26 protein-coding genes and 1 pseudogene are annotated in these 25,530 nt (G+C 68.3%); 18 read left to right on the top strand and 9 right to left on the bottom strand.

The annotated features are described in order from the left end of the window. Positions 1 to 452: 452 nt before the first annotated feature. Together RHOOR87_RS20855 and RHOOR87_RS0116725 are read right to left on the bottom strand one after the other, a co-directional pair. On the bottom strand, positions 453 to 1,253 hold the full coding sequence (locus RHOOR87_RS20855) for a DUF2147 domain-containing protein (protein WP_231381825.1): 801 nt from the start codon (positions 1,251 to 1,253) through the stop codon (positions 453 to 455). Between the two features lie 209 nt (positions 1,254 to 1,462). After that, positions 1,463 to 1,927, bottom strand: coding sequence for a DUF2147 domain-containing protein (locus tag RHOOR87_RS0116725; RefSeq protein ID WP_007512920.1), 465 nt, complete (start codon positions 1,925 to 1,927; stop codon positions 1,463 to 1,465). 159 nt (positions 1,928 to 2,086) lie between these two features. Here RHOOR87_RS0116725 and apbC point away from each other — a divergent pair, with 159 nt between their 5' ends. From apbC to RHOOR87_RS0116705, 4 genes are all read left to right on the top strand, one after another. Further along, positions 2,087 to 3,181, top strand: coding sequence for an iron-sulfur cluster carrier protein ApbC (apbC, locus tag RHOOR87_RS0116720; protein WP_027485675.1), 1,095 nt, complete (start codon positions 2,087 to 2,089; stop codon positions 3,179 to 3,181). Beyond that, the gene (locus RHOOR87_RS0116715) at positions 3,178 to 3,723 is read left to right on the top strand and encodes an NADPH-dependent FMN reductase (protein WP_027485674.1); all 546 of its coding nucleotides are present in this window, start codon (positions 3,178 to 3,180) and stop codon (positions 3,721 to 3,723) included. The genes apbC and RHOOR87_RS0116715 overlap by 4 nt, the downstream gene beginning before the upstream one ends. A gap of 173 nt (positions 3,724 to 3,896) precedes the next feature. Beyond that, complete coding sequence (gene dcd, locus RHOOR87_RS0116710; protein ID WP_007512923.1) at positions 3,897 to 4,463, top strand: dCTP deaminase; 567 nt, start codon at positions 3,897 to 3,899, stop codon at positions 4,461 to 4,463. A 95-nt stretch (positions 4,464 to 4,558) separates the two neighbouring features. Then, positions 4,559 to 5,053, top strand: a complete 495-nt coding sequence (locus RHOOR87_RS0116705) for a hypothetical protein (RefSeq protein WP_007512925.1) — start codon at positions 4,559 to 4,561, stop codon at positions 5,051 to 5,053. A gap of 68 nt (positions 5,054 to 5,121) precedes the next feature. Here RHOOR87_RS0116705 and RHOOR87_RS0116700 read toward each other — a convergent pair whose 3' ends face one another. After that, positions 5,122 to 5,538: an HIT family protein gene (locus tag RHOOR87_RS0116700; RefSeq protein ID WP_027485673.1), complete on the bottom strand. Its 417-nt coding sequence runs from the start codon at positions 5,536 to 5,538 to the stop codon at positions 5,122 to 5,124. Beyond that, positions 5,535 to 6,203 carry a dienelactone hydrolase family protein gene (locus tag RHOOR87_RS0116695; RefSeq protein WP_027485672.1) on the bottom strand — a complete coding sequence of 223 codons (669 nt, stop codon included), beginning with the start codon at positions 6,201 to 6,203 and terminating at the stop codon, positions 5,535 to 5,537. Before RHOOR87_RS0116695 ends, RHOOR87_RS0116700 begins: the two co-directional genes overlap by 4 nt. Positions 6,204 to 6,308: 105 nt before the next feature. Between RHOOR87_RS0116695 and rimO the strand changes: the two genes are divergently transcribed. The 3 genes from rimO to phnD all read left to right on the top strand — a co-directional run bounded on the left by rimO (position 6,309) and on the right by phnD (position 9,584). Continuing rightward, a complete protein-coding gene (gene rimO / locus RHOOR87_RS0116690) occupies positions 6,309 to 7,646 on the top strand; it encodes a 30S ribosomal protein S12 methylthiotransferase RimO (RefSeq protein WP_027485671.1) in 1,338 nt (445 codons plus the stop codon). Positions 7,647 to 7,652: 6 nt separating this feature from the next. Next, positions 7,653 to 8,456, top strand: coding sequence for a DUF3025 domain-containing protein (locus RHOOR87_RS0116685; RefSeq protein WP_027485670.1), 804 nt, complete (start codon positions 7,653 to 7,655; stop codon positions 8,454 to 8,456). A 78-nt stretch (positions 8,457 to 8,534) separates the two neighbouring features. Then, positions 8,535 to 9,584 (top strand): phosphate/phosphite/phosphonate ABC transporter substrate-binding protein, encoded by a 1,050-nt coding sequence (phnD, locus tag RHOOR87_RS0116680; RefSeq protein ID WP_027485669.1) that lies wholly within the window; start codon positions 8,535 to 8,537, stop codon positions 9,582 to 9,584. A gap of 29 nt (positions 9,585 to 9,613) precedes the next feature. Here the strand turns inward: phnD and greB are convergent, their stop codons facing one another. The 3 genes from greB to RHOOR87_RS0116665 are packed head-to-tail and all read right to left on the bottom strand — an operon-like array spanning position 9,614 to position 12,865. Then, positions 9,614 to 10,114, bottom strand: a complete 501-nt coding sequence (greB, locus tag RHOOR87_RS0116675) for a transcription elongation factor GreB (protein WP_027485668.1) — start codon at positions 10,112 to 10,114, stop codon at positions 9,614 to 9,616. Then, positions 10,111 to 11,361 carry a hypothetical protein gene (locus RHOOR87_RS0116670; RefSeq protein WP_027485667.1) on the bottom strand — a complete coding sequence of 417 codons (1,251 nt, stop codon included), beginning with the start codon at positions 11,359 to 11,361 and terminating at the stop codon, positions 10,111 to 10,113. Before RHOOR87_RS0116670 ends, greB begins: the two co-directional genes overlap by 4 nt. 10 nt (positions 11,362 to 11,371) lie before the next feature. After that, positions 11,372 to 12,865 (bottom strand): helicase HerA-like domain-containing protein, encoded by a 1,494-nt coding sequence (locus tag RHOOR87_RS0116665; protein ID WP_015447315.1) that lies wholly within the window; start codon positions 12,863 to 12,865, stop codon positions 11,372 to 11,374. Positions 12,866 to 12,983: 118 nt separating this feature from the next. Here RHOOR87_RS0116665 and RHOOR87_RS0116660 point away from each other — a divergent pair, with 118 nt between their 5' ends. Beyond that, entirely contained in the window at positions 12,984 to 14,462 is a 1,479-nt protein-coding gene (locus tag RHOOR87_RS0116660; protein WP_027485666.1) for a transglycosylase SLT domain-containing protein, read from the top strand. A 22-nt stretch (positions 14,463 to 14,484) separates the two neighbouring features. Here the strand turns inward: RHOOR87_RS0116660 and RHOOR87_RS19375 are convergent, their stop codons facing one another. Both RHOOR87_RS19375 and asd read right to left on the bottom strand, forming a co-directional pair. Beyond that, positions 14,485 to 14,934, bottom strand: coding sequence for a hypothetical protein (locus RHOOR87_RS19375; protein WP_015447317.1), 450 nt, complete (start codon positions 14,932 to 14,934; stop codon positions 14,485 to 14,487). A gap of 131 nt (positions 14,935 to 15,065) precedes the next feature. Continuing rightward, entirely contained in the window at positions 15,066 to 15,917 is an 852-nt protein-coding gene (asd, locus tag RHOOR87_RS0116650; protein ID WP_027485665.1) for an archaetidylserine decarboxylase, read from the bottom strand. Between the two features lie 40 nt (positions 15,918 to 15,957). On the opposite strand from asd, the gene prmB reads away from it, so the two are divergent. The 10 genes and pseudogenes from prmB (at position 15,958) to RHOOR87_RS0116600 (ending at position 25,508) form a co-directional block, all read left to right on the top strand. Beyond that, on the top strand, positions 15,958 to 16,917 hold the full coding sequence (gene prmB, locus RHOOR87_RS0116645; RefSeq protein ID WP_196806993.1) for a 50S ribosomal protein L3 N(5)-glutamine methyltransferase: 960 nt from the start codon (positions 15,958 to 15,960) through the stop codon (positions 16,915 to 16,917). A gap of 3 nt (positions 16,918 to 16,920) precedes the next feature. Beyond that, a complete protein-coding gene (locus RHOOR87_RS0116640) occupies positions 16,921 to 17,457 on the top strand; it encodes a GNAT family protein (RefSeq protein WP_027485663.1) in 537 nt (178 codons plus the stop codon). A 128-nt stretch (positions 17,458 to 17,585) separates the two neighbouring features. After that, complete coding sequence (gene aroC, locus RHOOR87_RS0116635) at positions 17,586 to 18,674, top strand: chorismate synthase (protein WP_027485662.1); 1,089 nt, start codon at positions 17,586 to 17,588, stop codon at positions 18,672 to 18,674. A 154-nt stretch (positions 18,675 to 18,828) separates the two neighbouring features. Further along, positions 18,829 to 19,044 (top strand): annotated as a pseudogene (locus RHOOR87_RS20850) (NAD(P)-dependent oxidoreductase); the annotation flags it as partial. Positions 19,045 to 19,086: 42 nt separating this feature from the next. Beyond that, the gene (locus RHOOR87_RS0116625) at positions 19,087 to 20,118 is read left to right on the top strand and encodes an aspartate-semialdehyde dehydrogenase (RefSeq protein ID WP_027485660.1); all 1,032 of its coding nucleotides are present in this window, start codon (positions 19,087 to 19,089) and stop codon (positions 20,116 to 20,118) included. A gap of 19 nt (positions 20,119 to 20,137) precedes the next feature. Then, positions 20,138 to 20,416 (top strand): hypothetical protein, encoded by a 279-nt coding sequence (locus RHOOR87_RS0116620; RefSeq protein WP_015447324.1) that lies wholly within the window; start codon positions 20,138 to 20,140, stop codon positions 20,414 to 20,416. A 175-nt stretch (positions 20,417 to 20,591) separates the two neighbouring features. Continuing rightward, on the top strand, positions 20,592 to 22,991 hold the full coding sequence (locus RHOOR87_RS0116615) for a FimV/HubP family polar landmark protein (protein WP_027485659.1): 2,400 nt from the start codon (positions 20,592 to 20,594) through the stop codon (positions 22,989 to 22,991). A gap of 104 nt (positions 22,992 to 23,095) precedes the next feature. Beyond that, positions 23,096 to 23,878, top strand: coding sequence for a tRNA pseudouridine(38-40) synthase TruA (gene truA, locus RHOOR87_RS0116610; protein ID WP_027485658.1), 783 nt, complete (start codon positions 23,096 to 23,098; stop codon positions 23,876 to 23,878). Next, positions 23,875 to 24,498: a phosphoribosylanthranilate isomerase gene (locus RHOOR87_RS0116605; RefSeq protein ID WP_027485657.1), complete on the top strand. Its 624-nt coding sequence runs from the start codon at positions 23,875 to 23,877 to the stop codon at positions 24,496 to 24,498. The genes truA and RHOOR87_RS0116605 overlap by 4 nt, the downstream gene beginning before the upstream one ends. Then, complete coding sequence (locus RHOOR87_RS0116600; protein ID WP_027485656.1) at positions 24,495 to 25,508, top strand: cupin-like domain-containing protein; 1,014 nt, start codon at positions 24,495 to 24,497, stop codon at positions 25,506 to 25,508. Before RHOOR87_RS0116605 ends, RHOOR87_RS0116600 begins: the two co-directional genes overlap by 4 nt. Positions 25,509 to 25,530: the final 22 nt, after the last annotated feature.

Genomic DNA, 25,530 nt, shown 5'->3' with positions numbered 1-25,530 from the left:
TCAAACAGGTTGCGCTCCCGCACCCGACGGGTACTTCGGTCGTGGATCAGCCCGCAGGGCATCTGGCAACGACCACAGCGCGGGTCCACGTGAGGGTCCGCTTCCAGCCGAAGTAGCAGGTCGGTCTCCGACGAGGATTGAGTCTCGATCAAACGAAACCCTATCCAAAATTGGGCAGCGTCAATAGCATCATGCATGAAGGCGGCGGCGGTTGAGCCGCTGTGGGTGTGAGAGCTTTCAGCTTATCCGCCATCCGCCGCCTTCACCCAACCCTTCGTCTGTCAACACGATCTTTCCCGCTTACCCGCGAAGAACCAAAAAAAAACCATGCGGTGCGCCGGCATGGGGTTTGGTGTGACGCGAGGAAAGCGCTTGAAGCGGTGTTATTCCTGCCGCTCCCATACTTGGCTGCGGCCGTCCAAGATCTCGTCGCTGGTGACGGTGAAATTCTATCAATTTTGACGCAACCACATCTGGGTCCGGCCATTTAGGGAGAAGCCCGTGTAACCGTGGACCATCAGTTTGGTGCCGTCTTCGATGGTCCATAGCTTCACTTTGTAGGCTTTGCCATTGTGTGGATCGATGATGCTGCCGCCGTCCCACAGATCATGATCTTGGCGAACTCCCCACATGATTGTCATGCCTTCGACTAGCTGATTCATGCGTGGACCACTGCATTTGCTGCAAATCGGATGCGGACCGTCGTCTGACTGCAGTACCTTCAGCATTTTTGCCTGCAGTTCTCCATTGTTCTCGATGATCTGCATGATCGACACAAGCTTGCCGGTTTCATCGTCGACGGACTTCCAGGTGCCAACGGGTGAGTTGCGGTCAGCTCTTGTGCCATCGGCGGTGGATGGGGTGTTCGAGTACATGGGCTTGATTGTGAAGCTAACTTGATCTCCTTCTTTCATTGTTCGGGTGGCGCTGGTAGGGGCGAGCCAGTATCGTTTGCCTGGTTGTAGAATAACTTCGAGTGTGACATCTCCGCGAATGCGTCCTGTCTGGTCCCAATAATTGATCATTAGGACGTGCTTCCCAGGTGACAGTTTCAATACATTTTCTGGCTCAGACTGGCCGAGCTTTAAGCCAGTAGAAACCGGTGCGCCATCTACAGAGTCAATGACTGTTGATGCCAAGTACTCAATAAACGACGCTTCATTATTAGAAAGGTTTGCTGCGGTTGGAGTGACTAATTGTTTTGAGCAACTGCAAAGTAGGCAAAGGGAGAATATCAGAATAGATGCCTTCATATTATTTCCTTCGGCGACGTGAACGGATAGCGCATCAATTTTCTACCTTCGAGCAGTGCCTGACGTGTCTGAGTGCTCGTATTTTCGAGCCATCAATCTTATCCCGAAGTGCAAGATGGGGAAAGGTTTTTGACTGCCGTCGCAATGTTTTGAGTTGTACACAAAAAACGCGCGCCGGAGCGCGCTTGGAGATTATCGAAGAGTGACAGTTAGGGTTGCCGTTCCCATATTTGAGTTCTGCCGACCCAGGAGAAGCCGATATAGCCACGCACATTGAGCTTCTGCCCATCGTCCATCATCGTGAGCTTCACCTTGTAGATCTTGCCGTCCTTCGGATCGAGGATCTTGCCGCCGCTCCACTCGTCGCCGTCCTGGCTGACGCCCCACATGAAGGTCATGCCCACGATCGGCTGGTTCTTGCGTTCACCCTCGCACTGGGTACACAGCGGGTGCTCGCCGTCGCGGGCCACGTCTTCCGGCGTGCGGTTCAGCAACTCGACGATCCTGGCTCGGTACTCGCCGTTGTGTTCGGTAATTTCGACGATAGACTTCGGCTGGTGAGTCTTGTCGTCGATGGTCTTCCAGGTGCCGACTGGCGTGTTGTTGGCGGCCAGCGCCGCGCCGGCGGCCAGCAGCAGGCCGAGGGCGAAGGTGAGACGAACTGCTTGCTTCATGGGTGCTCCTCCCGTACGAAAGCGTATGGCGCGAGGCTGGCGGGCTGGCGCGAAGCCGTCAAGCTGCATTGCGCCAAGTCCGGCGCTGACCTGGATCAGCGGGGCCGCGGCGGCGCGCTGGCATAATGGCGGTTCCCGCAAACGCCCCGATACCGAACCATGACCCAGGCCAACGAAGCCCTGGTCCGCCAGATCCTTGGCGGACTCATCGACACCCATACCGGCGCACCGCTGGCCGAGGCGCTGCGCGCCGTCGGCGTGGACGGCGCGCAGGTCTCGGTGGACCTGCAACTGGGCTATCCGGCCGCCGGCGCCATCGACAGCCTCGCGGCGCGCGTGCGCCAGGCGCTGGAAGCCGATCCGGCGATCGACTCGGCCACGGTTTCGATCACCAGCCGCATCCACGTGCACAAGGTGCAGGGCACGCTGGGGCCGTTGCCGAACGTGAAGAACATCATCGTGGTGGCGTCCGGCAAGGGCGGCGTGGGCAAGTCCACGGTGGCGGCGAACCTGGCGCTGGCGTTGCAGGCCGAAGGCGCGAAGGTCGGCGTGATGGACGCGGACATCTACGGTCCGAGCCAGCCGACCATGCTCGGCGTACACGGCAAGCCGGCCTCGCCGGACGGCAAGAGCATCATCCCGATGCAGGCGCACGGCATGCCGGTGATGTCGATCGGCTTCCTGGTGGAGGAAGACACGCCTATGATCTGGCGCGGCCCGATGGTCACCCAGGCGATGATGCAGCTGCTCACCGACACGCGCTGGGAGCAGCTCGACTACCTGATCGTGGATCTGCCGCCGGGCACCGGCGACATCCAGCTCACGCTGTCGCAGAAGGTGCCGGTGGCCGGCGCGGTGATCGTCACCACGCCGCAGGACATCGCCCTACTGGATGCGCGCAAGGCGCTGAAGATGTTCGAGAAGGTCGAGGTGCCGGTGCTCGGCGTGGTGGAGAACATGGCCACCCACGTCTGCTCCAACTGCGGCCACGAGGAAAACATCTTCGGCGAAGGCGGCGGCGAGCGCATGGCGACGCAATACGGCGCGGCCTATCTCGGCTCGCTGCCGCTGGACATCCGCATCCGCGAGCAGGCCGACGGCGGCAATCCCACGGTGGCGGCGATCCCCGATTCCGAGCTCGCCATGCGTTACCGCGAGATCGCCCGCAATGTGGCCGGCCGGCTGTCGCGGCAGCCGCGCAACAAGTCGCTGGGCCTGGGCAAGATCGTGGTGCAGGGCGTGCCGGCCGCATGACGGCGGCGGTGCAGCGCGTGCTGTGCCTGTGCGGCAGCCTGCGCCGGGTGTCGTCGAACCGGGCGGCGCTGGAGGCCGCGCGGCAACTGGTGCCGGCAACGCTGGAGCTGGTGCTGTACGACGGGCTCGGCCGCCTGCCGCTGTTCAATCCGGACGACGAAGCCGCTGTCGTGCCCGCGCCGGTGCGGTCGCTGCGCGAAGCGGTGGGTCGCGCCGATGCCTTGTTGATCGCCTGCCCCGAATACGCCCACGGTGTGCCCGGCGCGTTCAAGAACCTGCTGGACTGGCTGGTCGGCAGCCTGGAGTTTCCGGGCAAGCCGGTGCTGCTGCTGAACACGGCCGCGCGCGGTTCGTACCATGCGCAGCAGGCGCTGGCGGAAATCCTGCGCACCATGTCGGCCGACCTGCTGGCCGCGCAGCCGGTGCCGGTGGCGCTGCCGGGCGCCGGCTGCAGTGCGGCGCAGGTACTGGCCAGCGTGGAGCGTTGCGCGGAATTGCGCGTGGCGCTGGACATCCTGACCGACCTTCCACCCCACCCGTAGGAGCTTGCTGGCGGGCGATGCTCTTCCGGAGTCCGCAACAAAAGCATCGCCCGCCAGCGGGTCCGTACGAGCGACGGCGACCCGTTCGGCTGGCGCGGCGGCACCCCGACCATGTATTTTTGCCGCTTTACGCCCGGCCTGACCGGGTGCTGCCGCTACCGACCGGAGACCGCGTGAGCATCAAATCCGACAAGTGGATCCGCCGCATGGCCGAGAGCCACGGCATGATCGAGCCGTTCGAGCCGGGCCAGGTCAAGCTGCGCGACGGCAACAAGCTGATCTCCTACGGCACTTCCAGCTACGGCTACGACGTGCGCTGCGCGCGCGAGTTCAAGATCTTCACCAATATCAACTCCACCATCGTGGATCCGAAGGCGTTCGATCCGTCGAGCTTCGTCGATGTCGAGGCGGACGTGTGCATCATCCCGCCGAACTCGTTCGCGCTGGCGCGCACGGTCGAGTACTTCCGCATACCGCGCAAGGTGCTCACCGTCTGCCTCGGCAAGAGCACCTACGCGCGCTGCGGCATCATCGTCAACGTGACGCCGCTGGAGCCGGAGTGGGAGGGCCACGTGACGCTGGAGTTCTCCAACACCACCCCGCTGCCCGCCAAGATCTACGCCAACGAAGGCGTGGCGCAGATGCTGTTCCTCGAATCCGACGAGGAATGCGAGACCAGCTACAAGGATCGCGGCGGCAAGTACCAGGGCCAGCAGGGCGTGACCTTGCCGCGCACCTGATCGCCACCCTGAACGGGCGGCGTCCGGCGCTGCCCACGATCGCGGCCGGGCGCTACACTCCGCCGATGAACCGACACGTTTTCCAGGAGACACCGATGATCCGTTTTTCGCCCCTGCTTGCCCGTGCCGCCGCGGCCGCCATGCTGGGCAGCCTGCTGGTGCTGGCCGGCTGCCATCGCGGCAGCACCAAGGATGAGGTCAGTGCCGCCCAGGCCCAGGGCCAGTTCGACACCGTCATCAACGCCTACAAGGGCGGCCAATTCCTGCTGGATGGCGCGGTGCTGTCGGCGCTGGATGTCGGTAGCCATTTCGCCTACCTGAAAGAGCAGGGCAAGCTGCCGAAGACCGTGCTGCTGGAGCGCAGCGACGACTCGAAGGTGCGCAAGCAGCACCTCGAATACATGGCGCGCATGCAGCTCGATTACGGCTTCACCGTGTACTACGACGACGGCGGCACGCTGAAGAAGATCAACCCGGTGGATACCAAGGCACGCCGGCTGGAGGACTACCACGCGCCGGTGCAGATGAACGACGAGATGAAGGGCAAGTCCGCTGCCGGCAGCAGCTACGATCCCTCGCAGCAGCACTGATCTGCGACGGTTGTTCTTCGCAAGCCCGCGGCCAGCGCCGCGGGCTTTTCATTGGCCGTTTTCGCCACTCAAGCGGTCAGCGCGTGCCGCAGCGCCGCGATCAGCACAGCGGCGCCTTCGTCGTCGCGGGCCACGCGGACGCCATGCCCCCACACCGGCCCCGGCCACGCCGGGTCGCCTTCGACCCGCGCGATCACGTGCACGTGCAACTGGCGCACGATGTTGCCGAGCGCGCCCAGGTTGAGCTTGTCGCAGGGCGTCACGGCGCGCAGCGCGGCGGCGGCGCGGTTCGCTTCCTGCCACAGCACGGCCTGTTCGTCGCCGTGCAGGTCGGCGATCTCGACCAGGCCGGCGCGGCGCGGCACCAGGATAAGCCACGGCCAGCGCGCGTCGTCCATCAGCAACAGCTCGCACAGCGGCAGCGAGGCGACCGCGCGGGTATCCGCCGCCAGCCGGGGATCGAGGGCGAAGCCGGCCCCGCTCATGCGCCGGCCAGGTGTTTTTCGAAGAACGCCAGCGTGCGCTCGAGCGCCAGTTTCGCGCTGGCCTCGTGGTAGGGCGTGCTGCCGTCGCGGTTGAAGGCGTGGTCGGCCGGGTAGGTGAAGACTTCCATCTGCGGCAGCGCCTCGCGGTGCCTGTCCACCATTTCTGGCGTGATGCTGCGGTCCTTCTCGCCGAAGTGGAACATCACCGGCGCCCGCGGCGTCTCGTGCAGGAACGGCAGGTTGCGCGCGCCGTAGTAGCTCACCGACGGCAGGCCCAGGCGCAACGCGGCGAGCAGGGCCACTGTGCCGCCCCAGCAGTAGCCGACGGTGCCGATTTTTCCGGCCGAGGCGATCGACTCGGCGGCGCTGGCGACGTCCTCCAGCGCCCGCTCCAGCCCCAGTTCCGCGATCAGCTGCTTGCCCTTGTTCGCGCCGACCTGGTCGTAGTCCAGCTCCACGCCGCTTTCCAGATGATCGAAGAACGCCGGTGCGATCGCGGTGTAGCCGTGCGCGGCGAAGCCGTCGGCGACGCGGCGGACGTGCGCAGTGACGCCGAAGATTTCCTGGATCACCACGATGCCGCCTTTCGGCTTGCCCTGCGGCTGGGCGAGGTAGCCGCCGATGCACTGGGTGCGGGTGGTGGGGATGTTGATGTGCTGGCCCATGGCTGGCTCCTTGGCGGGGATCGCGTGAAGTCTAGCCGCGCCGGTGGCCGCGCCGCACTGCCGTATAATTCCCGGTTACTCCGCATGTTCCCGGTGACGCCCCGCATGTCCCAGACCGCCCACAAGATCGGCTTCGTCAGCCTCGGCTGCCCCAAGGCGCTGGTCGATTCCGAGCGCATCCTCACCCAGCTCAAGGTCGAGGGCTACCAGATCGTGCCCAGCTACGGTGAGGCCGACGCGGTAGTGGTGAACACCTGCGGCTTCATCGACGCGGCGGTGCAGGAGTCGCTGGACTCGATCGGCACCGCGCTCAACGAGAACGGCAAGGTGATCGTCACCGGCTGCCTGGGCAAGCGCGAGGCGCTGATCCGCGAGGCGTACCCCGACGTGCTGTCGATCAGCGGCCCGCAGGATTACGCCAGCGTGATGAGCGCGGTGCACGAGGCGCTGCCGCCCACGCACGACAAGTTCCTCGACATCGTGCCGGACACCGGTGTGAAGCTGACGCCGAAGCACTACGCGTACCTCAAGATTTCCGAAGGCTGCAACCACCGCTGCAGCTTCTGCATCATCCCCTCGATGCGCGGCAACCTGGTCTCGCGTCCGGTCGACGAGGTGCTCATTGAGGCGGAGAAGCTGGTCAAGGGCGGCGTCAAGGAACTGCTGGTGATCTCGCAGGACACCAGCGCCTACGGCGTGGACCTCAAGTACGCCGAGCGAGATTGGCGCGGCAAGGCGTACCGCACGCGCATGACCGAGCTGTGCGAAGGCCTGTCGGAACTCGGCGCGTGGACGCGGCTGCACTACGTCTACCCGTACCCGCACGTGGACGAGCTGATGCCGCTGATGGCGGCGGGGGAAATCCTGCCCTACCTCGACATCCCGTTCCAGCACGCCAGCCCGCGCATCCTGAAATTGATGAAGCGCCCCGGCAACATCGACAAGACGCTGGAGCGCATCCACAACTGGCGCAAGCTGGTGCCCGAGCTCACCATCCGCAGCACTTTCATTGTCGGCTTCCCCGGCGAGACCGAGGCCGAGTTCGAGGAACTGCTGGACTTCCTGCGCGAGGCCGAACTGGACCGCGTGGGCGCGTTCGCCTACTCGCCGGTGGATGGCGCCAAGGCCAACGAGCTGCCCGGCGCCGTTTCCGAGGAGCTGAAGGAAGACCGTCTCGAACAGTTCATGGCGGTGCAGGCGGACATCTCCGCCGCCAAGCTGCAGCGCAAGATCGGCCGCACGCTCAGGGTGCTGGTGGACGAGGCGAACGCCGACGGCGCGGTGGCCCGTTCGGCTGCCGATGCGCCCGAGATCGACGGCAGCGTGCTGATCGCCGACGGCCAGTCGCTCAAGCCGGGCCAGTTCGTCGACGTGGTGGTCGAGGCGGCCAGCGAACACGACCTGCACGCGCGCCTGGCGCATCCGCGGCTCAAGGTGGTGTAGGCGTCCATGCGCTACGTCGCGCCGGCACGCGACGCGGTCGATCCGGCGGTGTTCGGGCGGCTGCCGCTGGCGGCGTGGCGCGAGCATGCCGGACTGATCGAGGGCCGCGACTGGCCGGCGATCGACGCGCTCAACGCCTGCCGTCCGGCGGGCATGCCCGAGCGCTTCGTGGCGCAGACGCACGAACTGCTCGCCGACGGCCTGCATTACGAGCAGCGCGTCGCCGAGCGCGGCGCCATCGCCACCCGCGAGCGCAACTGGCACGACCTGTTCAACGCGCTGGTCTGGCTGCGCCGTCCCGCGATCAAGCGTGCGCTCAATGCGCGGCAGGTGGGCGAGATCGCCCGCATGGGGCCGAAGCAGCGCTCGCGCGCGCAGTACGCGCTGACCCACTTCGACGAGGCTGGCGTGGTCGTTGCCGTGCGCGACCCCGCACTGCTGGCGCTGTGGGATGCGCACGACTGGCATGGGCTGTTCTGGCGCCGGCGGCAGGCCTGGCTGGACGGCACGATCCGGCTGGAGCTGTTCGGTCATGCGCTGCTGGAGCTGGCCTTGAGTCCGGGGCGCCTGTTGGTGGGCAAGGCGCTGGTGTTCCAGTCGGACAGCGATGCCGGCCTGCCTGCGCCGTGTGCCACGGCGATCGGTTCAGGGCGCCTGCTGCTCGACCCGCTGGAGCTGCGGCCGCTGCCGCTGTCGGGTATTCCGGGCTGGCATCCGGACAATGCCGACGAAGCCTTCCACCGCAATGCCGCCTGCTATCAGCTGCGGCGCGCCGGGCGCGCGTACCCGCCGGCATCGCCGATCCCCTGAGCAGACGGCCCGCACCTTGCTCCGACCGGCGATCACGTCTATATACGTGGCATCGGCGTGGGTGAAGGGGGACGGACGGTGAACATCGCAGGGCTTCGATCGCGCCAGGGGTACCGCCATCGCTGCCTGGCGACGATCGTCGCGGGCTTGTCGATCGCGTGGACGTGTGCCGGCAGCGCGGTGGCAGCGGAGCATGGCGCCGGCCAGCCGCCATCGATCCGCTTCGGCATCCTGCCGATCGGCAGCGCCGCCGAATCGCTGGAACAGTGGCGACCGCTGCTGGACGACCTGCGCAAGCGGCTGCAACTTCCGGTGACCACCGTATCGGTGGGCAGCTACGCCAGCCTGTCCGATGCGATCGGCGCACAGCGGGTGGACATCGCCTTCCTCTCCGGCAAGCTGGCGGTCGAGGCGGTGACGCGCCAGCACATGCAGGTATTCGCCCAGTTCGTGCGCAGCGACGGCGCCAAGGGCAACGTCGCCACGCTGGTGGTGCGCGCCGACAGCCCGATCCGCAACCTCGACGAGCTGCTCTCCACGCCGGGCAGCGGCTGGCGCTACGCGCGCAGCGAACACCTGTCGGTGACCGGCTATGTCGCGCCGGAGGCCTACGTGTTCGCGCCGCGCGGCCTCAACTCGGACACCTTCTTCGGCAGCGTGCGGGTAGGCGATCACCAAAGCAATCTGCTCGCGGTGGTCAATCGCGAAGTGGACGTGGCCAGCAGCAACAATCCGGACATGGACCTGTTCCGGCGCAATTTCCCGGGCGAGGCAGGGCAGCTGCGGGTGATCTGGCACTCGCCGCTGATTCCTTCCGGGGTGCTGGTGGTCCGCGACGGCATACCCCGGTCGCTGCGGCAGAAATTGACCGCATTCCTGCTCGGCTACGGCAAGGCCGCTGGCGAAGCCGGCGTGCGCGAGCGCGCGAACCTGGCCCGCATTCCCGACCTGGGTGGCTTCGCACCGGAGGACAACCGCGTGCTGGAGCCGTTCGTGGACATGCAGTACACGCTGCTGCGACAGCAGGCCGAGCACGGCCAGTGGGTCACCCCGCAGGCCCGACAGGCCCGTCTGGCGCAGATCGAGGCCGACCACCGCCGTGCCGTGCGGCAGCTGCAGCCGCGCTAGGTGCCGGTCGGCCCCGCCAGGGGCAAGGCCTATTCGTAATCCACCGCCAGCACGGCGAACCGGGCGACCCCGCCCGGCAGCTCGGCGCTGAATTCGTCGTCGACGCGCTTCTTCAATACTGCCCGCGCCAGCGGCGAGTCGATACTGATCCAGCCGCGCCTGGCGTCGGTCTCGTCCGGGCCGACGATGCGGTAGCGGTGGAGCTCGCCGGTGGCGACGTTTTCCAGTTCGATGCAGGCGCCGAAGAACACCGCCTGGCGATCGCCCGGTGCGCCTTCGGCCACCTTCAGCGCGGGGATGCGCTTGCTGAGGTAGCGCGCGCGGCGGTCGATCTCGCCGAGCTGCTTCTTGCGGTAGGTGTATTCGGCGTTTTCCGAACGGTCGCCCTCGGCGGCGGCCGCGGCGAGCGCCTTCACCACTTCCGGGCGCAGCACGTGCCACAGCTGGTCGAGCTCGGCCTTCAGCCGCTCGAAACCCGTGCGGGTGACGATCGCGGTGGAGCCGGGCGAGGGCGGGCGCCAGCGGCTCATGCCGGGCTGGCCAGCTGGCGCCGTTGCGCGTCGATCTCGCTGCGCAACGGATGATCCGGCCAGGCGGCGGCGAGCCGTTCCAGCAGCGCCGCCGCCTCGGCGCGCTGGTCGGCGTGGGCGGCGAGCTGGCGTGCGGCCAGCAGGCCGTAGTGCGGGGCGTGCGGATCGCGCGGCCAGTGCGCGAGATAGCCGCGGCACAGCTGGATGGCGAGCCGGTTCATGCCCAGCCGGGCGGCCAGTTCGGCCAGCTCGCCGCAGGTGCGCGGGTCGTCCGGCACGAACGCGGCGTCGATGCCGGTGCATTCCTGCAGCACGCCGAGTGCGCGGCGCGATTCCTTCTGGGCGATCAGCGCGGCGATCCAGATCTGCCCGTGCACCAGCAAGTCCTCGCGCAGGCCTTGCCGCCGCAGCAGCTCGCGGTAGAGCTGGTGCACCGACGCCGGCGCAGTGCGCTCCTGCAGGCGGGCGGCCAGTTGGCGCAGCGCCGCCAGCGGGTCGTCGGCGGCGAGCCGGCGCGCCTCGTCGAGCAGGCGGTCGTCGGCGTCCTGGTGGGAAGCGGCGACGAGTTTCTCGGCCTCCGGTTCGAGGCCGAAACGCTCGTGGCGCTGGTGGATCATCGCCCCCATCAGGTGGAAGGCCAGCACGATCAGGTAGGTGTAGGCGAAGGCGAACAACGGCAGCGCCAGCAGTCGCGGCAGCAGTGCGGTGGTGACCGAGGCCAGTACGATCAGCAGGCCGAGCAGCAGGTTGATCGCTACGGGAATCAGGTAGGCGATCCCGAAACCGCCGATGACACGGACCCAGTTCAACGGGTTGATCGCCAGTGCCAGGTTGCCGTCGAATGCCAGCGACATGTCGATCGCCGGCAACACCAGGGCGGACAGGATCAATACCGGCCACAGCAGGTGCGGGAAGAACACGATGGCGACCACGCACAGCGCGACCACCAGCAGGTGGATCGCGGTGAGGCCCCAGCCGCTCGTGCTGTTGCCGTCGAAGCCGACATCCGGCGGGTCGGCATAGCCGTTGGCGGTGTGCAGCAGGCAGTCGGCGGCGTAGCGCCAGGTGGCAGCCCAGACCAGCGCACCGGCCAGCGCGCCGGTCCAGGAAGGCAGCAGGCCGACGTAGTGGATCAGCGCCAGCACCACGCAGGTGGGCAGTGCGGCGCCGCGCAACGGGTAGCCGAAGCCGGCCGCGAGGCGCTCGCCGAACGGCGTATCGGCGGGAACCACTTCAACGCGCGGCATAGGCGGCGCCTCAGCGCTTGCCGCCGAAGATGCCGCCCAGCACGCCGCGCAGGATCTGCCGGCCGAGCTGGCTGCCCGCCGTGCGTACCATCTGCTTGCCCATCGTCTCGATCATGCCCTGGCGCCGCTTGGTGCCGAACAACGCGTCGTGTACGGCGCCGCCCCAACCTGCTTCCTCGGCCTTGCCCGGCGCGCCGGTCGCCGCGGCGTCGGCGCTCGCCTTGTCGTCGGCGCGTTTGGCCAGCATCTCGGCGGCCGACTCGCGGTTGAGCGGGTTGTCGTACTTGCCGCCCACCGGCGAGCGCTGGCGGATGGTGGCGCGCTCGGCCTCGCTGATCGCGCCGATGCGGCAGCATGGCGCCGTCACCAGCACCTGCTCCACCGGCGAGGGCACGCCGCCGTTGCCCAGGGTGGAGGCCAGCGCCTCGCCGACGGCAAGCCTGGTGATCGCCTCGCTGACGTCGAGCTTCGGGTTGGCGACGAAGGTCTCCGCCGCCGCCTTGACCGCCTTCTGGTCGCGCGGCGTGAACGCGCGCAGCGCATGCTGGATGCGGTTGCCGAGCTGGCCCAGGATCACGCCGGGCACGTCGTCGGGGTTTTGCGAACAGAAGTACACGCCCACGCCCTTGGAGCGGATCAGCCGCACCACCTGTTCCACGCGCTGCAGCAGCGCCGGCGAGGCGTCGTCGAACAGCAGGTGTGCTTCGTCGAAGAAGAACACCATCTTCGGCTGGTCGAGGTCGCCCACTTCGGGCAACTGCTCGAACAGCTCGGACAAGAGCCACAGCAGGAAGGTGGAGTACAGCCGCGGCTTGAGGATCAGCTGGTCGGCGGCGAGCACGTTGATGATGCCGCGGCCGCTCATGTCCTGGCGCATCAGGTCGGCCAGCTCCAGCGCCGGCTCACCGAAGAACTGGTCGGCGCCGTCGCTCTCCAGCTTCAGCAGCGCGCGCTGGATCGCCGCGATGCTGGTGGTGCTGATCAGCCCGTACTTCGCCGAGAGCGTCTTGGCGTTGTCGGCGGCATAGGTGAGCAGGGCGCGCAGGTCGGCCAGGTCGAGCAGCAGCAGGCCCTGCTCGTCGGCGGCCTTGAACACCACCTCCAGCACGCCTTCCTGGGTGTCGTTCAGTTCCAGCACGCGGCCGAGCAGGGTCGGTCCCATCTCGCTGACGGTCGCGCGCACCGGGTGGCCGAGCTTGCCGTAGATGTCCCAGAACACCACTGGGTTCGCCTGCGCCTTCCAGTCGGCGAGCTTGAGCTTGTCCAGCCGCGCCTTGAGCTTGTCGCCCGGCTCGCCGGCAGCCATCGCCAAGCCCGCCAGGTCGCCCTTGGCGTCGGCCAGGAAGCACGGCACGCCCAGCCGCGAGAAACCTTCGGCCAGCACCATCAGCGAAACGGATTTGCCGGTGCCGGTGGCGCCGGCGATCATGCCGTGGCGGTTGCCGTAGTGCGGGTCGAGGCTGACGCTGGTGCTGTCGTTGCGGCCGATCAGGATCTCAGTCATGGCGTTCCATCCATTGCAGGTCAAGCGATTGTAACCAAGCCGGCGACGCTGTCGCGGCGCGTTGAGTCGAAGCCTTGCGCCCGCTATGGTGGGCGTTTTCCGCAGGTAGAAGTTCGTGATGCCGTCGTGTTCCGTTGTGCGTACCCTGCGTCTGGCTCCGCTGGCCGTCGCGATCAGTCTGCTGGCCGCCTGTGTCAGCACCGGCGGCGCCAGGCCGGCCACCCCGCTCGACACGCTGTACGGCGAACTCGACCAGGCCAGCAAGGGCTACGAGACCGCCCTGCAGCAATCGCGCGAAGGCGACCTGCAGGCCTCGCGGCTGACCCTGACCCACTCGCTGGATCGCCTGAAGGAGGCGTCGGCACGTTGCGGCAATACTGCCGGCTGCGATCCGCAGCGGTTCTTCTCCGCGTTCGACCACCTGCTGCGCCTGAAGGACGGCGATTTCGGCAGCGGCCAGGATCTGGACAGCGACGTCGATCCAGCGCAGGCTGCGCTGGCCACCGGCAGCACCGGTGCCGCCAGCCTGCCGCAGGCGCAGCGCAGCGTGACCCTGCTGCACGGGCAGAAGCTGTCGCAGCTGATCGCGATGAACGGGCCGGTGAAGGCGGCGCTGGAGATGTGGCTGACCCAGTGGCGCCCGCAGTTGATGGATGCCTGGGTCAACTACCAGTACCTGCGTTACCAGATGTGGCCGCAGTACCAGAAGGCGGACCTGCCCGAGGCGCTGCTGTTCGGCATCATGGCCAAGGAATCCGGCGGCAAGGTGCACGCCGTGTCACGCTCGGGTGCGTCGGGGCCGCTGCAGTTCATGTACGCCACCGGCATGCGCTTCGGCCTGGGCAGCGACAGCGGCTTCGACCTGCGCTTCGATCCCGCCGCCTCGGCGCGGGCGAACGCGAAGTACATCAACGAGCAGTTGCGCGTCTTCAACGACAACCTCGAACTCGCGCTCGGCGCCTACAACGGCGGCGAAGGGCGCATGCGCCGCACGGTCGGCGACGATACCGCGGTGAGCTTCTACGACCCGCGCATCTACGACCAGCTGTCGCAGGAAACCCGCGACTACGTGCCGGCGGTGCTCGCCGCGGCGTGGCTGTTCCAGCATCCGGACAGCTACAACCTGCGCTTCCCGAAGGTCGACGGTGCGCCCGGTACGGTCACCCTGCAGCGGCCGGCCTCGTTGTCGGAGCTGACTGTCTGCCTGGGCTCGGCCGGCGGAATGAGGGATGGCTGGTTCCGCACCCTGCGCAACCTCAACCCGCGGCTGGACCCGCAGGTGACCCAGCCGGCCGGCACGCCGCTGCAGTTGCCGAAGCTGCTGGAGCGCGCCTACGCCACGCGCTGCGTCGATGGCCCATGGCCGATCCTCGCCGGCGACCTGCACCGCGCGGTGGTGCCGGTGGTGGCGGCCCCGGTGGCGCCGGTGCCGGTGCCGAGGGGCACCCGCCGCTACACCGTTCGCCGGGGCGACACGCTGGTCAGCATCGTGCGCAAGCTGCATTGCTCCAGCGTGCAGGAAGTCGCCGAATCGAACGGGCTGAAGCATCACCGCATCAGCATCGGGCAGACCTTGAAGCTGCCGGTCTGCCGCTGATCCGCCGCCGCGCCGTACGCCTTCAGGCGACGGCGCTTTCCTGCACCCAGCTGTTGCCGTTGTGGTTGCCGGCGGTGCCGGCGCCGTGAACTTCCTTCAGTTCGCGCAGCAGTTGCATCAGCTGGCGGTGTTGCGGCTGCAGGCTGGCGTGCGGGGAGTTCTTGGTTTCGTGATAGGCCACGGCCAGCCACAGCGCGATGCCGCGCAGCGCCACTTCGGCGTTGTTCGAACACGCGCGCTCGTAACCCGCCTCGGTGCCCTGACCCCAGGGCAGGTAGCGCGCTTCCGGCGCGGTGCCGTATAGGTGGGGGAAGTCGCTGCGCGAGGCTTGCCCGATCTCGCGCAGGGTGAGCGTGCCCAGGCGCTCGCGGCTGCGCTTGGGCAGGGCGCGCACGCTGCGTTCGATGTCGCGGAACTGCCGGCCCAACCGGCGCGCGCGCATCATCACGAGGAACGGAGTGAGTATTTGCATGGGATCCCCTTCGGCGCTGGAGTTTCGCGGCACGCAGTGCGGGCGGCGAAGCCAGGAGCGTAGCGAAGCGATCGCTGCAATAGCGCCTAGGACGTCACAAAATGACGCACGGCGTCAGTTTGGGGCGATGCTCAGCGGCGTTCCAGCCGTTGCCCCAGCCGTTGGCCCACCTGCACGGCCTGCTGCGGCTGCAGGGCGTCCAGCTCGGCCGCGCCCTCGGGCAGCAGCAGGATCACGGTGGAACCCATGTTGAAGCGCGCCATCTCGGCGAAGCGTTCCAGCGTGACGTGCTGGCCGGCGAACGACTTGCGCCGGATCGACGACGCGTACGGCGGGATCACCAGGCCGTCCCACACTGTGGCCACCGAGGAGACCAGGATCGCGCCCACCATCACCACCACGAACGGGCCGCGTTCGCCCTCGAAGTGGCAGACCAGCCGCTCGTTGCGCGCGAACAGCCGCGGGATCGCCGCGACCGCGAACGGCGCAACGCTGAAGATGCGCCCGGGCACGTGCACGGTTTCCTTCAGCGTGCCTTTCAGCGGCATGTGCACGCGGTGGTAGTCGCGCGGCGACAGGTAGACGGTGACGAAGCGGCCGTTGCGGTACGGCGCGGCGGCGGTCTCGTCGCCGCCGAGCAGTTCGGCGGCGGTGTATTCCTGCCCCTTCGCCTGGAAGATGCGCCCGTCGACGATCGTGCCGGCCTGGCTGATACGGCCGTCGGCCGGCGAGAGCAGGGCGGTCGGGTCGGCATCGGCCTGGCGTGCGCCGGGCTTGAGCTTGCGCGTGAAGAACGCATTGAAATGCTGGTAGGCCAGCGGGTCGGGCTGCGCCGCCTCGGCCATGTTCACGTCGTAGTTGCGCACGATGGTGGCGATCAGCCAGTTCTTCCACGGCGCGAAGGTCCAGCGCGTGGCCCAGTAGACCACTCGCGACAGCGCGCGGTGCGGCAGGATGTACTGCAGGAATACGTTGAAAGTCATCCGCCCAGTATACGGGGTGGACACCGCTGCAGGCCTTATAATGACCGGCCAATCCACCGCACCCTGGATCGCCGTGACCGCCGAGCTCGCCACCATCATCGACTTCATCCGCTACGGTGCCAGCCGCTTTTCGGCCGCCGGGCTCACCTTCGGCCACAGCCACGACAACCCGATCGACGAGGCCACCCATCTGGTGCTGGCCAGCTTGCACCTGCCGCCGGACATCCCGCCGGCGTACGGCGCCGGCCGGCTCACCGCGGCCGAGCGCGCGAACGTGCTGGCGCTGATCGAGCGCCGCGTCAGCGAGCGCCTGCCGGTGGCCTACCTGGTCGGCGAAACCTGGTTCGCCGGGCTGAAGTTCAAGAGCGACCGCCGCGCGCTGGTGCCGCGTTCGCCGATCGCCGAGCTGATCGAGTCGGGCTTCGCGCCGTGGCTGGACGAGCGCCACATCGAGCGCGCGCTGGACCTGTGCACCGGCTCGGGCTGCATCGGCATCGCGATGGCCGAGTACAACCCCGAGTGGCGGGTCGACATCGTCGACATCAGCGACGAGGCGCTGTCGCTGGCGCGCGAGAACATCGCCTTCCAGCACGTCGAGGGCCGCGTCGAGGCGATCCGCTCCGACCTGTTCGCCGACGTGGCCGGACGCAAGTACGACCTGATCGTTTCCAATCCGCCGTACGTCACCGAAGACGAATACGCCGCGCTGCCCGGCGAGTACGCGCACGAACCGAAGCTCGGCCTGACCTCCGGCGTGGACGGCCTGGACCTGTGCCTGCGCATGCTGGACGAGGCGGCCGCCCATCTCACCGACGATGGCCTGTTGATCGTCGAGGTGGGCGAGAGCGAGCACGCGCTGGCCGCGTTGCTTCCGGAAGTGCCGTTCGTGTGGATCGAGTTCAAGGTCGGCCCGATGGGCGTGTTCGCGCTGGAGCGGCGCGACCTGGTCGAGCACGCGGCGGCGATCCGCGCGGCGGCGGCCGCGCGTCGTCCGGGCTGAGCGATGGAGCTGGTCACGGCGCGATTGCGGATCGACGCGTTGCGTCCGGCCGATGCCGAGGCACTGTTCGCCTGTCGCGCCGATCCCGCGGTGGCCCGCTACCAGGGCTGGTGTCCGGCCGACGTCGCCGCCGCTCGCGGGTTCATCGTCACACAGCCGCTGCAGCCTGCACATGGCTGGTTCCAGCGCGCGATCCGCCTGCGTGAAAACGGCCGGCTGATCGGCGACCTCGGCGTGAACCTGCCGGAGGATGCCAGGGCATCGGTCGAGTTCGGCATCAGCATCGCGCCGGCCGGGCAGGGCCGCGGCTACGCCGGCGAGGCGGTGCGTGCGCTGTTCGAGCAGGCGTTCGGCGCGTGGGGCCGGCACCGCGTCCAGGCCTCGGCCGACCCGCGCAACCTGGCCTGCGTGGCGCTGCTGCGCGCGCTGGGCATGCGCCAGGAGGCCCATCACCGCGAGAGCCTGTGGTTGCGCGGCGAATGGGTCGACGACGTGGTGTTCGCCCTGTTGGCCCGCGAGTGGCTGGCGCCCCCACCGTAGGAGCCCGCTGGCGGGCGATGCTTTTGTTCTGAATCTCCACCAGGCATCAAGACAAGAGCATCGCCCGCCAGCGGGCTCCTACCGGAGGCCACTGCCGGTATGCTTCGATCTTTAGTCCCGGATGTCCCATGTCCAGCAATTCCTTCGGCAAACTGTTCACCGTCACCACCTTCGGCGAAAGCCATGGGCCGGCGATCGGCTGCGTGATCGACGGCTGCCCGCCGGGCCTGGCGATCAGTGCCGAGGAATTCCACAGCGATCTCGATCGTCGTGCCACCGGCCGCAGCCGCTACACCTCGCAGCGGCACGAGGCGGACGAGGTGGAGATCCTCTCCGGCGTATACGAAGGCAGGACCACCGGCACGCCGATCGCGCTGTTGATCCGCAACACCGACCAGCGCAGCAAGGACTACGGCGACATCGCGTCGAGCTTCCGTCCCGGCCACGCCGACTACACCTACTGGCAGAAGTACGGCATCCGCGATCCGCGCGGTGGCGGGCGTTCCTCGGCGCGCGAGACCACCATGCGCGTGGCTGCGGCCGTGCTCGCCAAGAAGTGGCTGGCCGAGCACCACGGTGTGCGCGTGCGCGGCTACCTGGCGCAGATCGGCGAGGTCGTGCCGGATGCGTTCGACTGGGACGCGGTGGAGCAGAACCCGTTCTTCTGGCCCGATGCGGACCAGGTGCCGGCGCTGGAGACCTACATCAACGCGCTGCGCAAGTCCGGCGACTCGGTCGGTGCGCGCGTCGACGTGGTCGCCGACGGCGTGCCGCCGGGTTGGGGCGAACCGATCTACGGCAAGCTGGACGGCGACCTGGCCAGTGCGCTGATGTCGATCAACGCGGTCAAGGGCGTGGAGATCGGCGACGGCTTCGCTGCGGTCGCGCAGCGCGGCAGCGAGCATCGCGACGAGATGGGCATGGACGGCTTCGCGTCCAATCATGCCGGCGGCATCCTCGGCGGCATCAGCAGCGGCCAGCCGGTGGTCGCCTCGATCGCGCTGAAGCCGACTTCCAGCATCCTGATCCCCGGCCGCAGCGTGAACCTGGCCGGGGAACCTGTGGAAGTGGTGACCAAGGGTCGCCACGATCCCTGCGTCGGCATCCGCGCCACCCCGATCGCCGAGGCGATGGTGGCGCTGGTGCTGATCGACCATGCGCTGCGCCACCGTGCCCAGTGCGGCGACGTGGGGGCGGTGGCGCCGCGCATTCCGTGATGAATCGACTATCGCAACCGGAACCGCGCCGATGACCGACAAGCCCCGCGTCTGGGTCTCGCGCCCCACCTTCCCGGGCATCGTCGCCCGGCTCGAACCGCACCTCGAGGTGACGGTCGAGCCGGAGGAACGCAAGTTCAGTCCCTCCGAGCTGGCGGCCGGGCTGGACGTGTTCGAAGGCGAGCCGGCGCTGCACCCGGGCCTGCTCGAACTGGACAACGTGGTGCTCAGCCCGCATATCGCCAGTGCCAGCACCGAAACGCGCCGTGCGATGACCGCCCTGGCCGTGGACAATGTGCTGGCGCTGTTCGGCCATGGTCCGCAGGCCGGGCGGCCACCCACGATCCTCAATCCCAACGTGCTGGCCTGACCGCCGGCACGGCCTCCCCACCCTGAGCGAAGAACACCACCCATGAGTCAGAAGAGCAGCTACAAGGTCGCCATGGTCGGCGCCACCGGCGCGGTCGGCGAGACCGTGCTGGCGATCCTCGCCGAGCGCGAGTTCCCGGTCAGCGAGCTGGTGCCGCTGGCGAGCGAGCGTTCGGCCGGTGGCAAGGTCAAGTTCGGCGGCAAGGACGTCACCGTGCAACTGCTGGACACCTACGACTTCGCCGGCGTCGACATCGCGTTCTTCTCGGCCGGCGGCTCGGTCAGCCGCGAGCACGCGCCGCGCGCAGCGGCGGCCGGTGCGGTGGTGATCGACAACACCTCGGAGTTCCGCTACCAGGACGACATCCCGCTGGTGATCAGCGAAGTCAATCCGCATGCGATCGCGCAGTACACCACGCGCGGCATCATCGCGAACCCGAACTGTTCGACCATGCAGATGCTGGTGGCGCTGGCGCCGATCCACCGCGCGGTGCAGATCGAGCGGATCAACGTGGCCACCTACCAGTCGGTTTCCGGCGCTGGCCGCAGCGGGATGGAGGAACTGGGCCGGGAGACTGCGGCGCTGCTGAACTTCCAAAGCGTGGAGCCGGGCAAGAAATTCCCGGCCCAGATCGCGTTCAATGTGATCCCGCAGATCGACGATTTCCAGCCGAACGGCTACACCAAGGAGGAAATGAAGCTGGTGTGGGAGACCCGCAAGATCCTGGAGGACGAGTCGATCCAGGTGAACCCGACCGCAGTGCGCGTGCCGGTGTTCTATGGCCATTCCGAGGCAGTGCACATCGAGACCAGCGACAAGATCACCGCCGAACAGGCCCGCGAACTGCTGCGGCAGGCGCCGGGCGTGGTGCTGGTGGACGAGCGCAAGCCGGGCGGCTATCCGACCCCGGTGGGCGAGGCGGCCGGCACCGATGCGGTGTACGTCGGGCGCATCCGCGAGGACATCTCGCACGAGCGCGGGCTGGATCTGTGGATCGTCTCGGACAATATCCGCAAGGGCGCGGCGCTGAATGCAGTGCAGATCGCCGAATTGCTGATCGAGGATTATCTCTGACATGCGTTGGATGCCACTCATGGCGGCCGTGGGGTTTGTCACCGTGTCGGCGGCCTGGGCCGGCGACCGGGCGACATCGTTGCCGACTGCGCCCGCACCGGCAAAGTCGCTGTCGACGGTCCAGCGGCATCTGGCCGGCAGCCAGGCCGAGGTGAAACGGCTGAAGCAGGATCTGGACCGGCAGGAGTTGGACAGCCGGCGGGCCAGCGAACGGCTGAAGCAGCAGGACCAGGCCATCGCCGAGCTGCAGCGACGGCTGCACGAGTTGCAGGCCGGACCGGCCCCGGGCTCGCGTTGAAAAAGGCCGCTTCGGTGAGAACATGCCGCAGCAATGCATTGCAAGTATTCGCTGCAGCTATTGTTGATTGGCCTGCATGTAACTAAAGTGGCACCTCATTTGGGGCGGGCCGCCATGGCGGCAACGCCATGAACGAATTAGAGAGTCGCGCCAGGATCGTTCGGGGGAACATGCAATGAATCGTTCGTTGAAGTTGTCGATGCTGATCGTGCTGGCGCTGGGCAGCAGCCAGGCCATGGCGGTAGATCTCGGCCAGATCCAGGTCAAATCGGCACTGGGACAGCCGCTGCTGGCCGAGATCCCGCTGCATCCCGACAGCCCGGCGGAACTGCAGGGGCTCACCGTCCAGCTGGCGTCCAGCGAGGAATTCGCCCGCGCCGGCATCGCCGGCGGGCGTACCGCGATTCCCTTGCACTTCAGTGTGGCGAACGCCGGCGCCGGCCACCCGGTGATCCGCATCACCAGCAGTGCGCCGGTGGACGACCCCTTCCTCGACTTGCTGATCGAGGTAAACGGCAAGGCCGGCAAGAGCGTGCGCGAGTACGCCATCCTGCTCGATCCGCCGGGTGCGTCGGCGGCCGCGGCCGCGCCGACCGCACCAGCCGCGCCAGCCACCCCGGCGCCGAGCCAGCCGGCACCGCACACCCGGGCGCCGGTCACCGCGCCGGTGGCTGCCCAGCCCAAGCCGGCGGCACCCGCGCCGGCACCCGCACCGATCCAGAAACCGAAACCGGCGGCACCGGCGCTCAACAACGGCCAGTACGGCCCGGTCGAGCACGGCCAGACGCTGTCCAGCATCGCGCGCAGCGTGGCGCCGGCCGGCGTGGACGCACAGCAGATGATGCTGGCCCTGCAACAGGCCAACCCCGATGCGTTCTACCGCAACAACATCAATGCGCTGAAGAGCGGTTCGGTGCTGCGCGTGCCGACCTCGGCCGAAGCGCAGGCCATGACGATCGCCGCTGCAGTCGCCGAGGTACGTCGGCAAAACAGCGACTGGCGTGCCGGCGTGCCGGGCAAGCCGACGGTGGTGGCCGATGCCGCCACCCGCGCCAGCAGCACCGCCACGCCCGCCCGCGCGCCGGATGCCGGCGACCGGCTGGCGCTGGTGCCGGCGAAGGAAGGCAGCAGCGCGGGAACCCGTGGCGGCGGCGCGGGCGACAAGTCCAGCACCGGCCTCCGCCAGGATCTCCTGCGCACCCAGGAAAGCCTGGCCAGCCTGCAGCAGCAGAGCGCCGACCTGAAAGGCCGCCTGAAGGATCTGGCGGACATCAACAGCAAGAACGAGCGTCTGCTGTCACTGAAGGACAACGAGATCGCCGAGCTGCAGGCCAAGCTGGCCGCCGCACGCAAGGCTGCCGGCATGCCGCCGGCCGCGACGCCGGTGGCCGCCGCCAGCAGCGCGAAGACTACGCCCGTCGCGGCCGCCGCGCCCACGGAAAAACTGGAAACCGCCACAGCCATGGCCAGCACCGCCGCCGGCGTGAGCGCGGCGCCAGTGGCGGCCGGTTCGACCGCGGCAAGCACGCCGGTGGCTGCCTCCAGCCTGGCCGGCGCACCAGCCCACGGCGCGTCCGTGGTGACCACGCCGATCGCGACACCGGCGCCGGCCAAGCCGGTTGAGAAGCCGGCAGCGATGCATCCGGCCAGCGTGCCGGCGACGCTCGAGCAACCGTGGTACATGCAGACCTGGGCCTGGGCGGCCGCGGCCGGCGCCGTCGTGCTGCTGATCCTGCTGGCCATGCTGGGACGTCGGCGCAAGCCGGCAGCCGACGCGCCGAAGGCCGCGTCGTCGTTGGCCGATCGCTTCGGTTCGGCGCCTGCCGCCGGTCAGGACTTGCCGGGCGACGACGTCGACCAGGACGAGCTGCTCGACCAGTTGGCCGAACACCCCGACGACATCGGCCTGCACCTGGAACTGGTCACCCTGTATTACTCGCGCCGCGACGTCGAGCATTTCGAAGCGGCGGCCGAGGCGATGCACGCCCACATCACCGATCCGCAGCAGGACGAGTGGCAGGACGTGCTGCACATGGGCGAGGACCTGGTGCCGGGCCACCCGCTGTTCGACCATCACGCCGAATCGGCAGTGCCTGACGACGCCGAGGCGCGCGGCGGGTTCAACATCGACGACTATGCCGACAAGGCCGACGCGCCAACGGTGGTTTCCTCGATGCCGCCGCCGCTGCCGCCGGGCGCGTCCAAGCCCGTCAGCGAGTACAACTTCAATTTCGATCTGACCCGGGCTGTCGTCGAACCGCCGGCCCGCCCGGCGCAGGCCGCGGACGACGCCACCGTGGCCGCCCCGCTGGCGGCGAGCCGGCCGTCGGCGCCCGCCGAGCCCGTGTCGAGCTGGCACTTCGACGAAGAAGACAGCACGCCGCTCGCGGCCGATGGCGGCCACGACCTGGGCGAGTTCAACGATGACCCGGTGGACACCAAGCTCGACCTGGCCCGTGCCTACATCGACATGGGCGACGCCGAAGGCGCCCGCGCCATGCTCGGCGAGGTGGTCAAGGAAGGCAGCCAGATGCAGAAGGACACCGCCAAGCGCCTGCTCGACAGCCTGCACTGAGTCACGGCGCGCTTCCCGCGGGACAAATCGGGCCGGCCCTTGCCGGCCCGATGCCGTTGCGGCCTGCTAATCTTTCTGCTTTCCGCGGACCCCTGCACGACTCCATGCGCATTGCCCTGGGCATCGAATACGACGGTACCGATTTCAGCGGCTGGCAGCGCCTGAAGGCTGACGTCAGCGTGCAGGGCGTGCTGGAGGAAGCGTTGTCGAAGGTGGCCGACCATCCGGTCGAGGTCAGCTGCGCGGGACGCACCGATGCCGGTGTGCATGGGCGCTGCCAGGTCGTGCACTTCGACACCGAGGCGCGCCGCGACATGCGCGGCTGGGTGCTGGGCAGCTGTTCCAACCTGCCGGCCAGCGTGGCGGTGCTGTGGGCGCAGCCGGTGCCGGACAGTTTCCACGCGCGCTACGCGGCGCGCAGCCGGCGCTACCGCTACCACATCCTCAACCGGCCGGTGCGCGCGGCGCTGGATGCGCGCTACGTCACCTGGGAGCGCCTGCCGCTGGATGCCGAGCGCATGCACGCCGCCGTCCAGGCGCTGCTCGGCGAGCACGACTTCAGCGCGTTCCGCGCCTTGTCCTGCCAGGCCGCGCATCCGCGCCGCAGCGTGCTCGCGGTGAGCGTGCGGCGCGAGGGTGAGCAGCTGTTCGTCGACATCGAGGCGAATGCATTCCTGCACCACATGGTGCGCAACATCGTCGGCTCGCTGCTGCCGATTGGCCGCGGCGAGCAACCGGTCGAATGGATGGCCGAACTGCTGGCCGGCTGCGACCGCCAGGTGGCCGGGCCGACCGCACCGTCTTCCGGGCTGACCTTCATCGGCCCGCGCTACGAGGCGCACTGGGGCCTGCCGCCAGACGTCTGCCTGCCGGGAGCCGGCCGGTGACCCGCATCAAGTGCTGCGGCATGACTCGGGTGGGCGACGCGCTGCTCGCCGCGCGGCTCGGCGCGGACGCGATCGGGCTGGTGTTCACCGCGCGCAGTCGGAGGCAGGTGACGCTGGCGCGGGCACGCGAGATCGTGGCGGCGCTGCCGCCGTTTGTGGCCAGCGTGGCCTTGTTCATGGACGACGAGCCCGGCCTGGTGCGGCAGGTGCTCGATGAAGTGCGACCCACGCTGCTGCAGTTCCACGGCAACGAGAGCGATGCCTGGTGCGCGCAATTTGGCCGTCCGTTCCTGAAGGCCATCGCAATGGGCGAGGGCGTGGCGGCGTTGCCGTGGCTGCGGGAGTACCCGCAGGCCGCAGGCGTGTTGCTGGACGGCCATGCGGCCAGCGAGGCCGGCGGCAGCGGCAGGACGTTCGACTGGTCGCTGCTGCCGCGCGATCCGGTGCAGCCGCTGGTCCTCGCCGGCGGCCTGCATGCCGGCAACGTGGGCGAGGCCGTGCGCACGGCGCGCCCATGGGCGGTGGACGTGGCCAGCGGGGTGGAGTCGGCACCGGGGATCAAGGACCCGGCCCGGCTGGCAGCCTTCATCCGCGCGGTGCGCGCGGCAGACGCGGCGTGAGCGGCGCGCCGGTTGCCATCGAGGAATGCCGCGATGGCGACGGTGCGCCCGCGCTTGCCGACCTGGTCGGCCATGCGCGCCCGCTGGTGATCCGCGGCCTGTGCCGCGACTGGCCGATGGTGGCCTGGGCGCGGCAGTCGGACGACGCATTCGCGCGGGAGCTGGCGCGGCGGGACAACGGCAGCGAGGTCGATGCGCTGCTGCTGCCTGCGGGCGAGGGCGGGGTGATCGGCTACAACGCGGCGTTCGACGGCTTCAACTACACGCATCACCGCGTCTCGATCGGCCAGGGCCTGCAACGGCTGGCGCAGTACAGCCGTCAGCCGGAGGCGCCGGGGCTGGCCATGCAGAGCGCGTTGATCGGCGCCTGCCTGCCGGGGTTGCTGGACGACCACGCGCTGCCGTTCCTTGATCCCAGCATCCAGCCGCGCATCTGGATCGGCAACCGGGTCACCACGCCGGCGCATTTCGACGAGTACCACAACGTCGCCTGCGTGGTGTGCGGCGTGCGGCGCTTCACCCTGTTCGCGCCGGAGCAGGCGCGCAACCTGTACGTGGGGCCGCTGGATTTCGCACCCACCGGCGCGGCGATCGGCATTGCCCGGCTCGACCGTCCCGACGACCCGCGCTATCCCGGCCTGAAGCTGGCGCTGGCTGCGGCGCAGGTGGCGGAGCTGCATCCCGGCGACGCGATCTACATTCCGCCGCTGTGGTGGCATCACGTGGAATCGCTGCAGCGGATCAACGCGCTGGTGAACTACTGGTGGAAGCCGGTGCTTGCCGATGGCCATGCGCCGGACACGGCGCTGGGCTGTCTGATGCACTGCATCCTCGCCTTCCGCTCGCTGCCGCCGGCGGAACGGGCGGCGTGGAGGGAGCTGCTGGGCTACTACGTGTTTGGCGACGAGGATCCCGCCGCACACTTGCCCGCCGGCCGGCGCGGCATCCTCGGCCCGCTCACGCCCGGCCAACTGGCCGAGTTCAGGGCCTCCATCCGCCGCTATCTGTGACCCCGTTCGGCCGGGCTTGCCG

The organism is Rhodanobacter sp. OR87 (assembly GCF_000473345.1).
Classification (GTDB): Bacteria; Pseudomonadota; Gammaproteobacteria; order Xanthomonadales; family Rhodanobacteraceae; genus Rhodanobacter; species Rhodanobacter denitrificans.
The sequence above is the reverse complement of the archived record's forward strand: the minus strand, read 5'-3'. Positions and strand labels throughout refer to the sequence as shown.

Coding starts and splice junctions, on each gene's coding strand:
- greB (WP_027485668.1), bottom strand. CDS start 10,114: ATGAGCCGCTGGCGCCCGCCCTCGCCCGGCTCCACCGCGATCGTCACC.
- RHOOR87_RS0116695 (WP_027485672.1), bottom strand. CDS start 6,203: ATGGGCCAGCACATCAACATCCCCACCACCCGCACCCAGTGCATCGGC.
- RHOOR87_RS19375 (WP_015447317.1), bottom strand. CDS start 14,934: ATGCAAATACTCACTCCGTTCCTCGTGATGATGCGCGCGCGCCGGTTG.
- RHOOR87_RS0116715 (WP_027485674.1), top strand. CDS start 3,178: ATGACGGCGGCGGTGCAGCGCGTGCTGTGCCTGTGCGGCAGCCTGCGC.
- aroC (WP_027485662.1), top strand. CDS start 17,586: ATGTCCAGCAATTCCTTCGGCAAACTGTTCACCGTCACCACCTTCGGC.
- RHOOR87_RS20855 (WP_231381825.1), bottom strand. CDS start 1,253: ATGAAGGCATCTATTCTGATATTCTCCCTTTGCCTACTTTGCAGTTGC.
- asd (WP_027485665.1), bottom strand. CDS start 15,917: ATGACTTTCAACGTATTCCTGCAGTACATCCTGCCGCACCGCGCGCTG.
- RHOOR87_RS0116640 (WP_027485663.1), top strand. CDS start 16,921: ATGGAGCTGGTCACGGCGCGATTGCGGATCGACGCGTTGCGTCCGGCC.
- RHOOR87_RS0116685 (WP_027485670.1), top strand. CDS start 7,653: ATGCGCTACGTCGCGCCGGCACGCGACGCGGTCGATCCGGCGGTGTTC.
- RHOOR87_RS0116700 (WP_027485673.1), bottom strand. CDS start 5,538: ATGAGCGGGGCCGGCTTCGCCCTCGATCCCCGGCTGGCGGCGGATACC.
- apbC (WP_027485675.1), top strand. CDS start 2,087: ATGACCCAGGCCAACGAAGCCCTGGTCCGCCAGATCCTTGGCGGACTC.
- truA (WP_027485658.1), top strand. CDS start 23,096: ATGCGCATTGCCCTGGGCATCGAATACGACGGTACCGATTTCAGCGGC.
- RHOOR87_RS0116705 (WP_007512925.1), top strand. CDS start 4,559: ATGATCCGTTTTTCGCCCCTGCTTGCCCGTGCCGCCGCGGCCGCCATG.
- RHOOR87_RS0116725 (WP_007512920.1), bottom strand. CDS start 1,927: ATGAAGCAAGCAGTTCGTCTCACCTTCGCCCTCGGCCTGCTGCTGGCC.
- rimO (WP_027485671.1), top strand. CDS start 6,309: ATGTCCCAGACCGCCCACAAGATCGGCTTCGTCAGCCTCGGCTGCCCC.
- RHOOR87_RS0116615 (WP_027485659.1), top strand. CDS start 20,592: ATGAATCGTTCGTTGAAGTTGTCGATGCTGATCGTGCTGGCGCTGGGC.
- prmB (WP_196806993.1), top strand. CDS start 15,958: ATGACCGGCCAATCCACCGCACCCTGGATCGCCGTGACCGCCGAGCTC.
- RHOOR87_RS0116625 (WP_027485660.1), top strand. CDS start 19,087: ATGAGTCAGAAGAGCAGCTACAAGGTCGCCATGGTCGGCGCCACCGGC.
- RHOOR87_RS0116660 (WP_027485666.1), top strand. CDS start 12,984: ATGCCGTCGTGTTCCGTTGTGCGTACCCTGCGTCTGGCTCCGCTGGCC.
- RHOOR87_RS0116620 (WP_015447324.1), top strand. CDS start 20,138: ATGGCGGCCGTGGGGTTTGTCACCGTGTCGGCGGCCTGGGCCGGCGAC.
- RHOOR87_RS0116665 (WP_015447315.1), bottom strand. CDS start 12,865: ATGACTGAGATCCTGATCGGCCGCAACGACAGCACCAGCGTCAGCCTC.
- RHOOR87_RS0116670 (WP_027485667.1), bottom strand. CDS start 11,361: ATGCCGCGCGTTGAAGTGGTTCCCGCCGATACGCCGTTCGGCGAGCGC.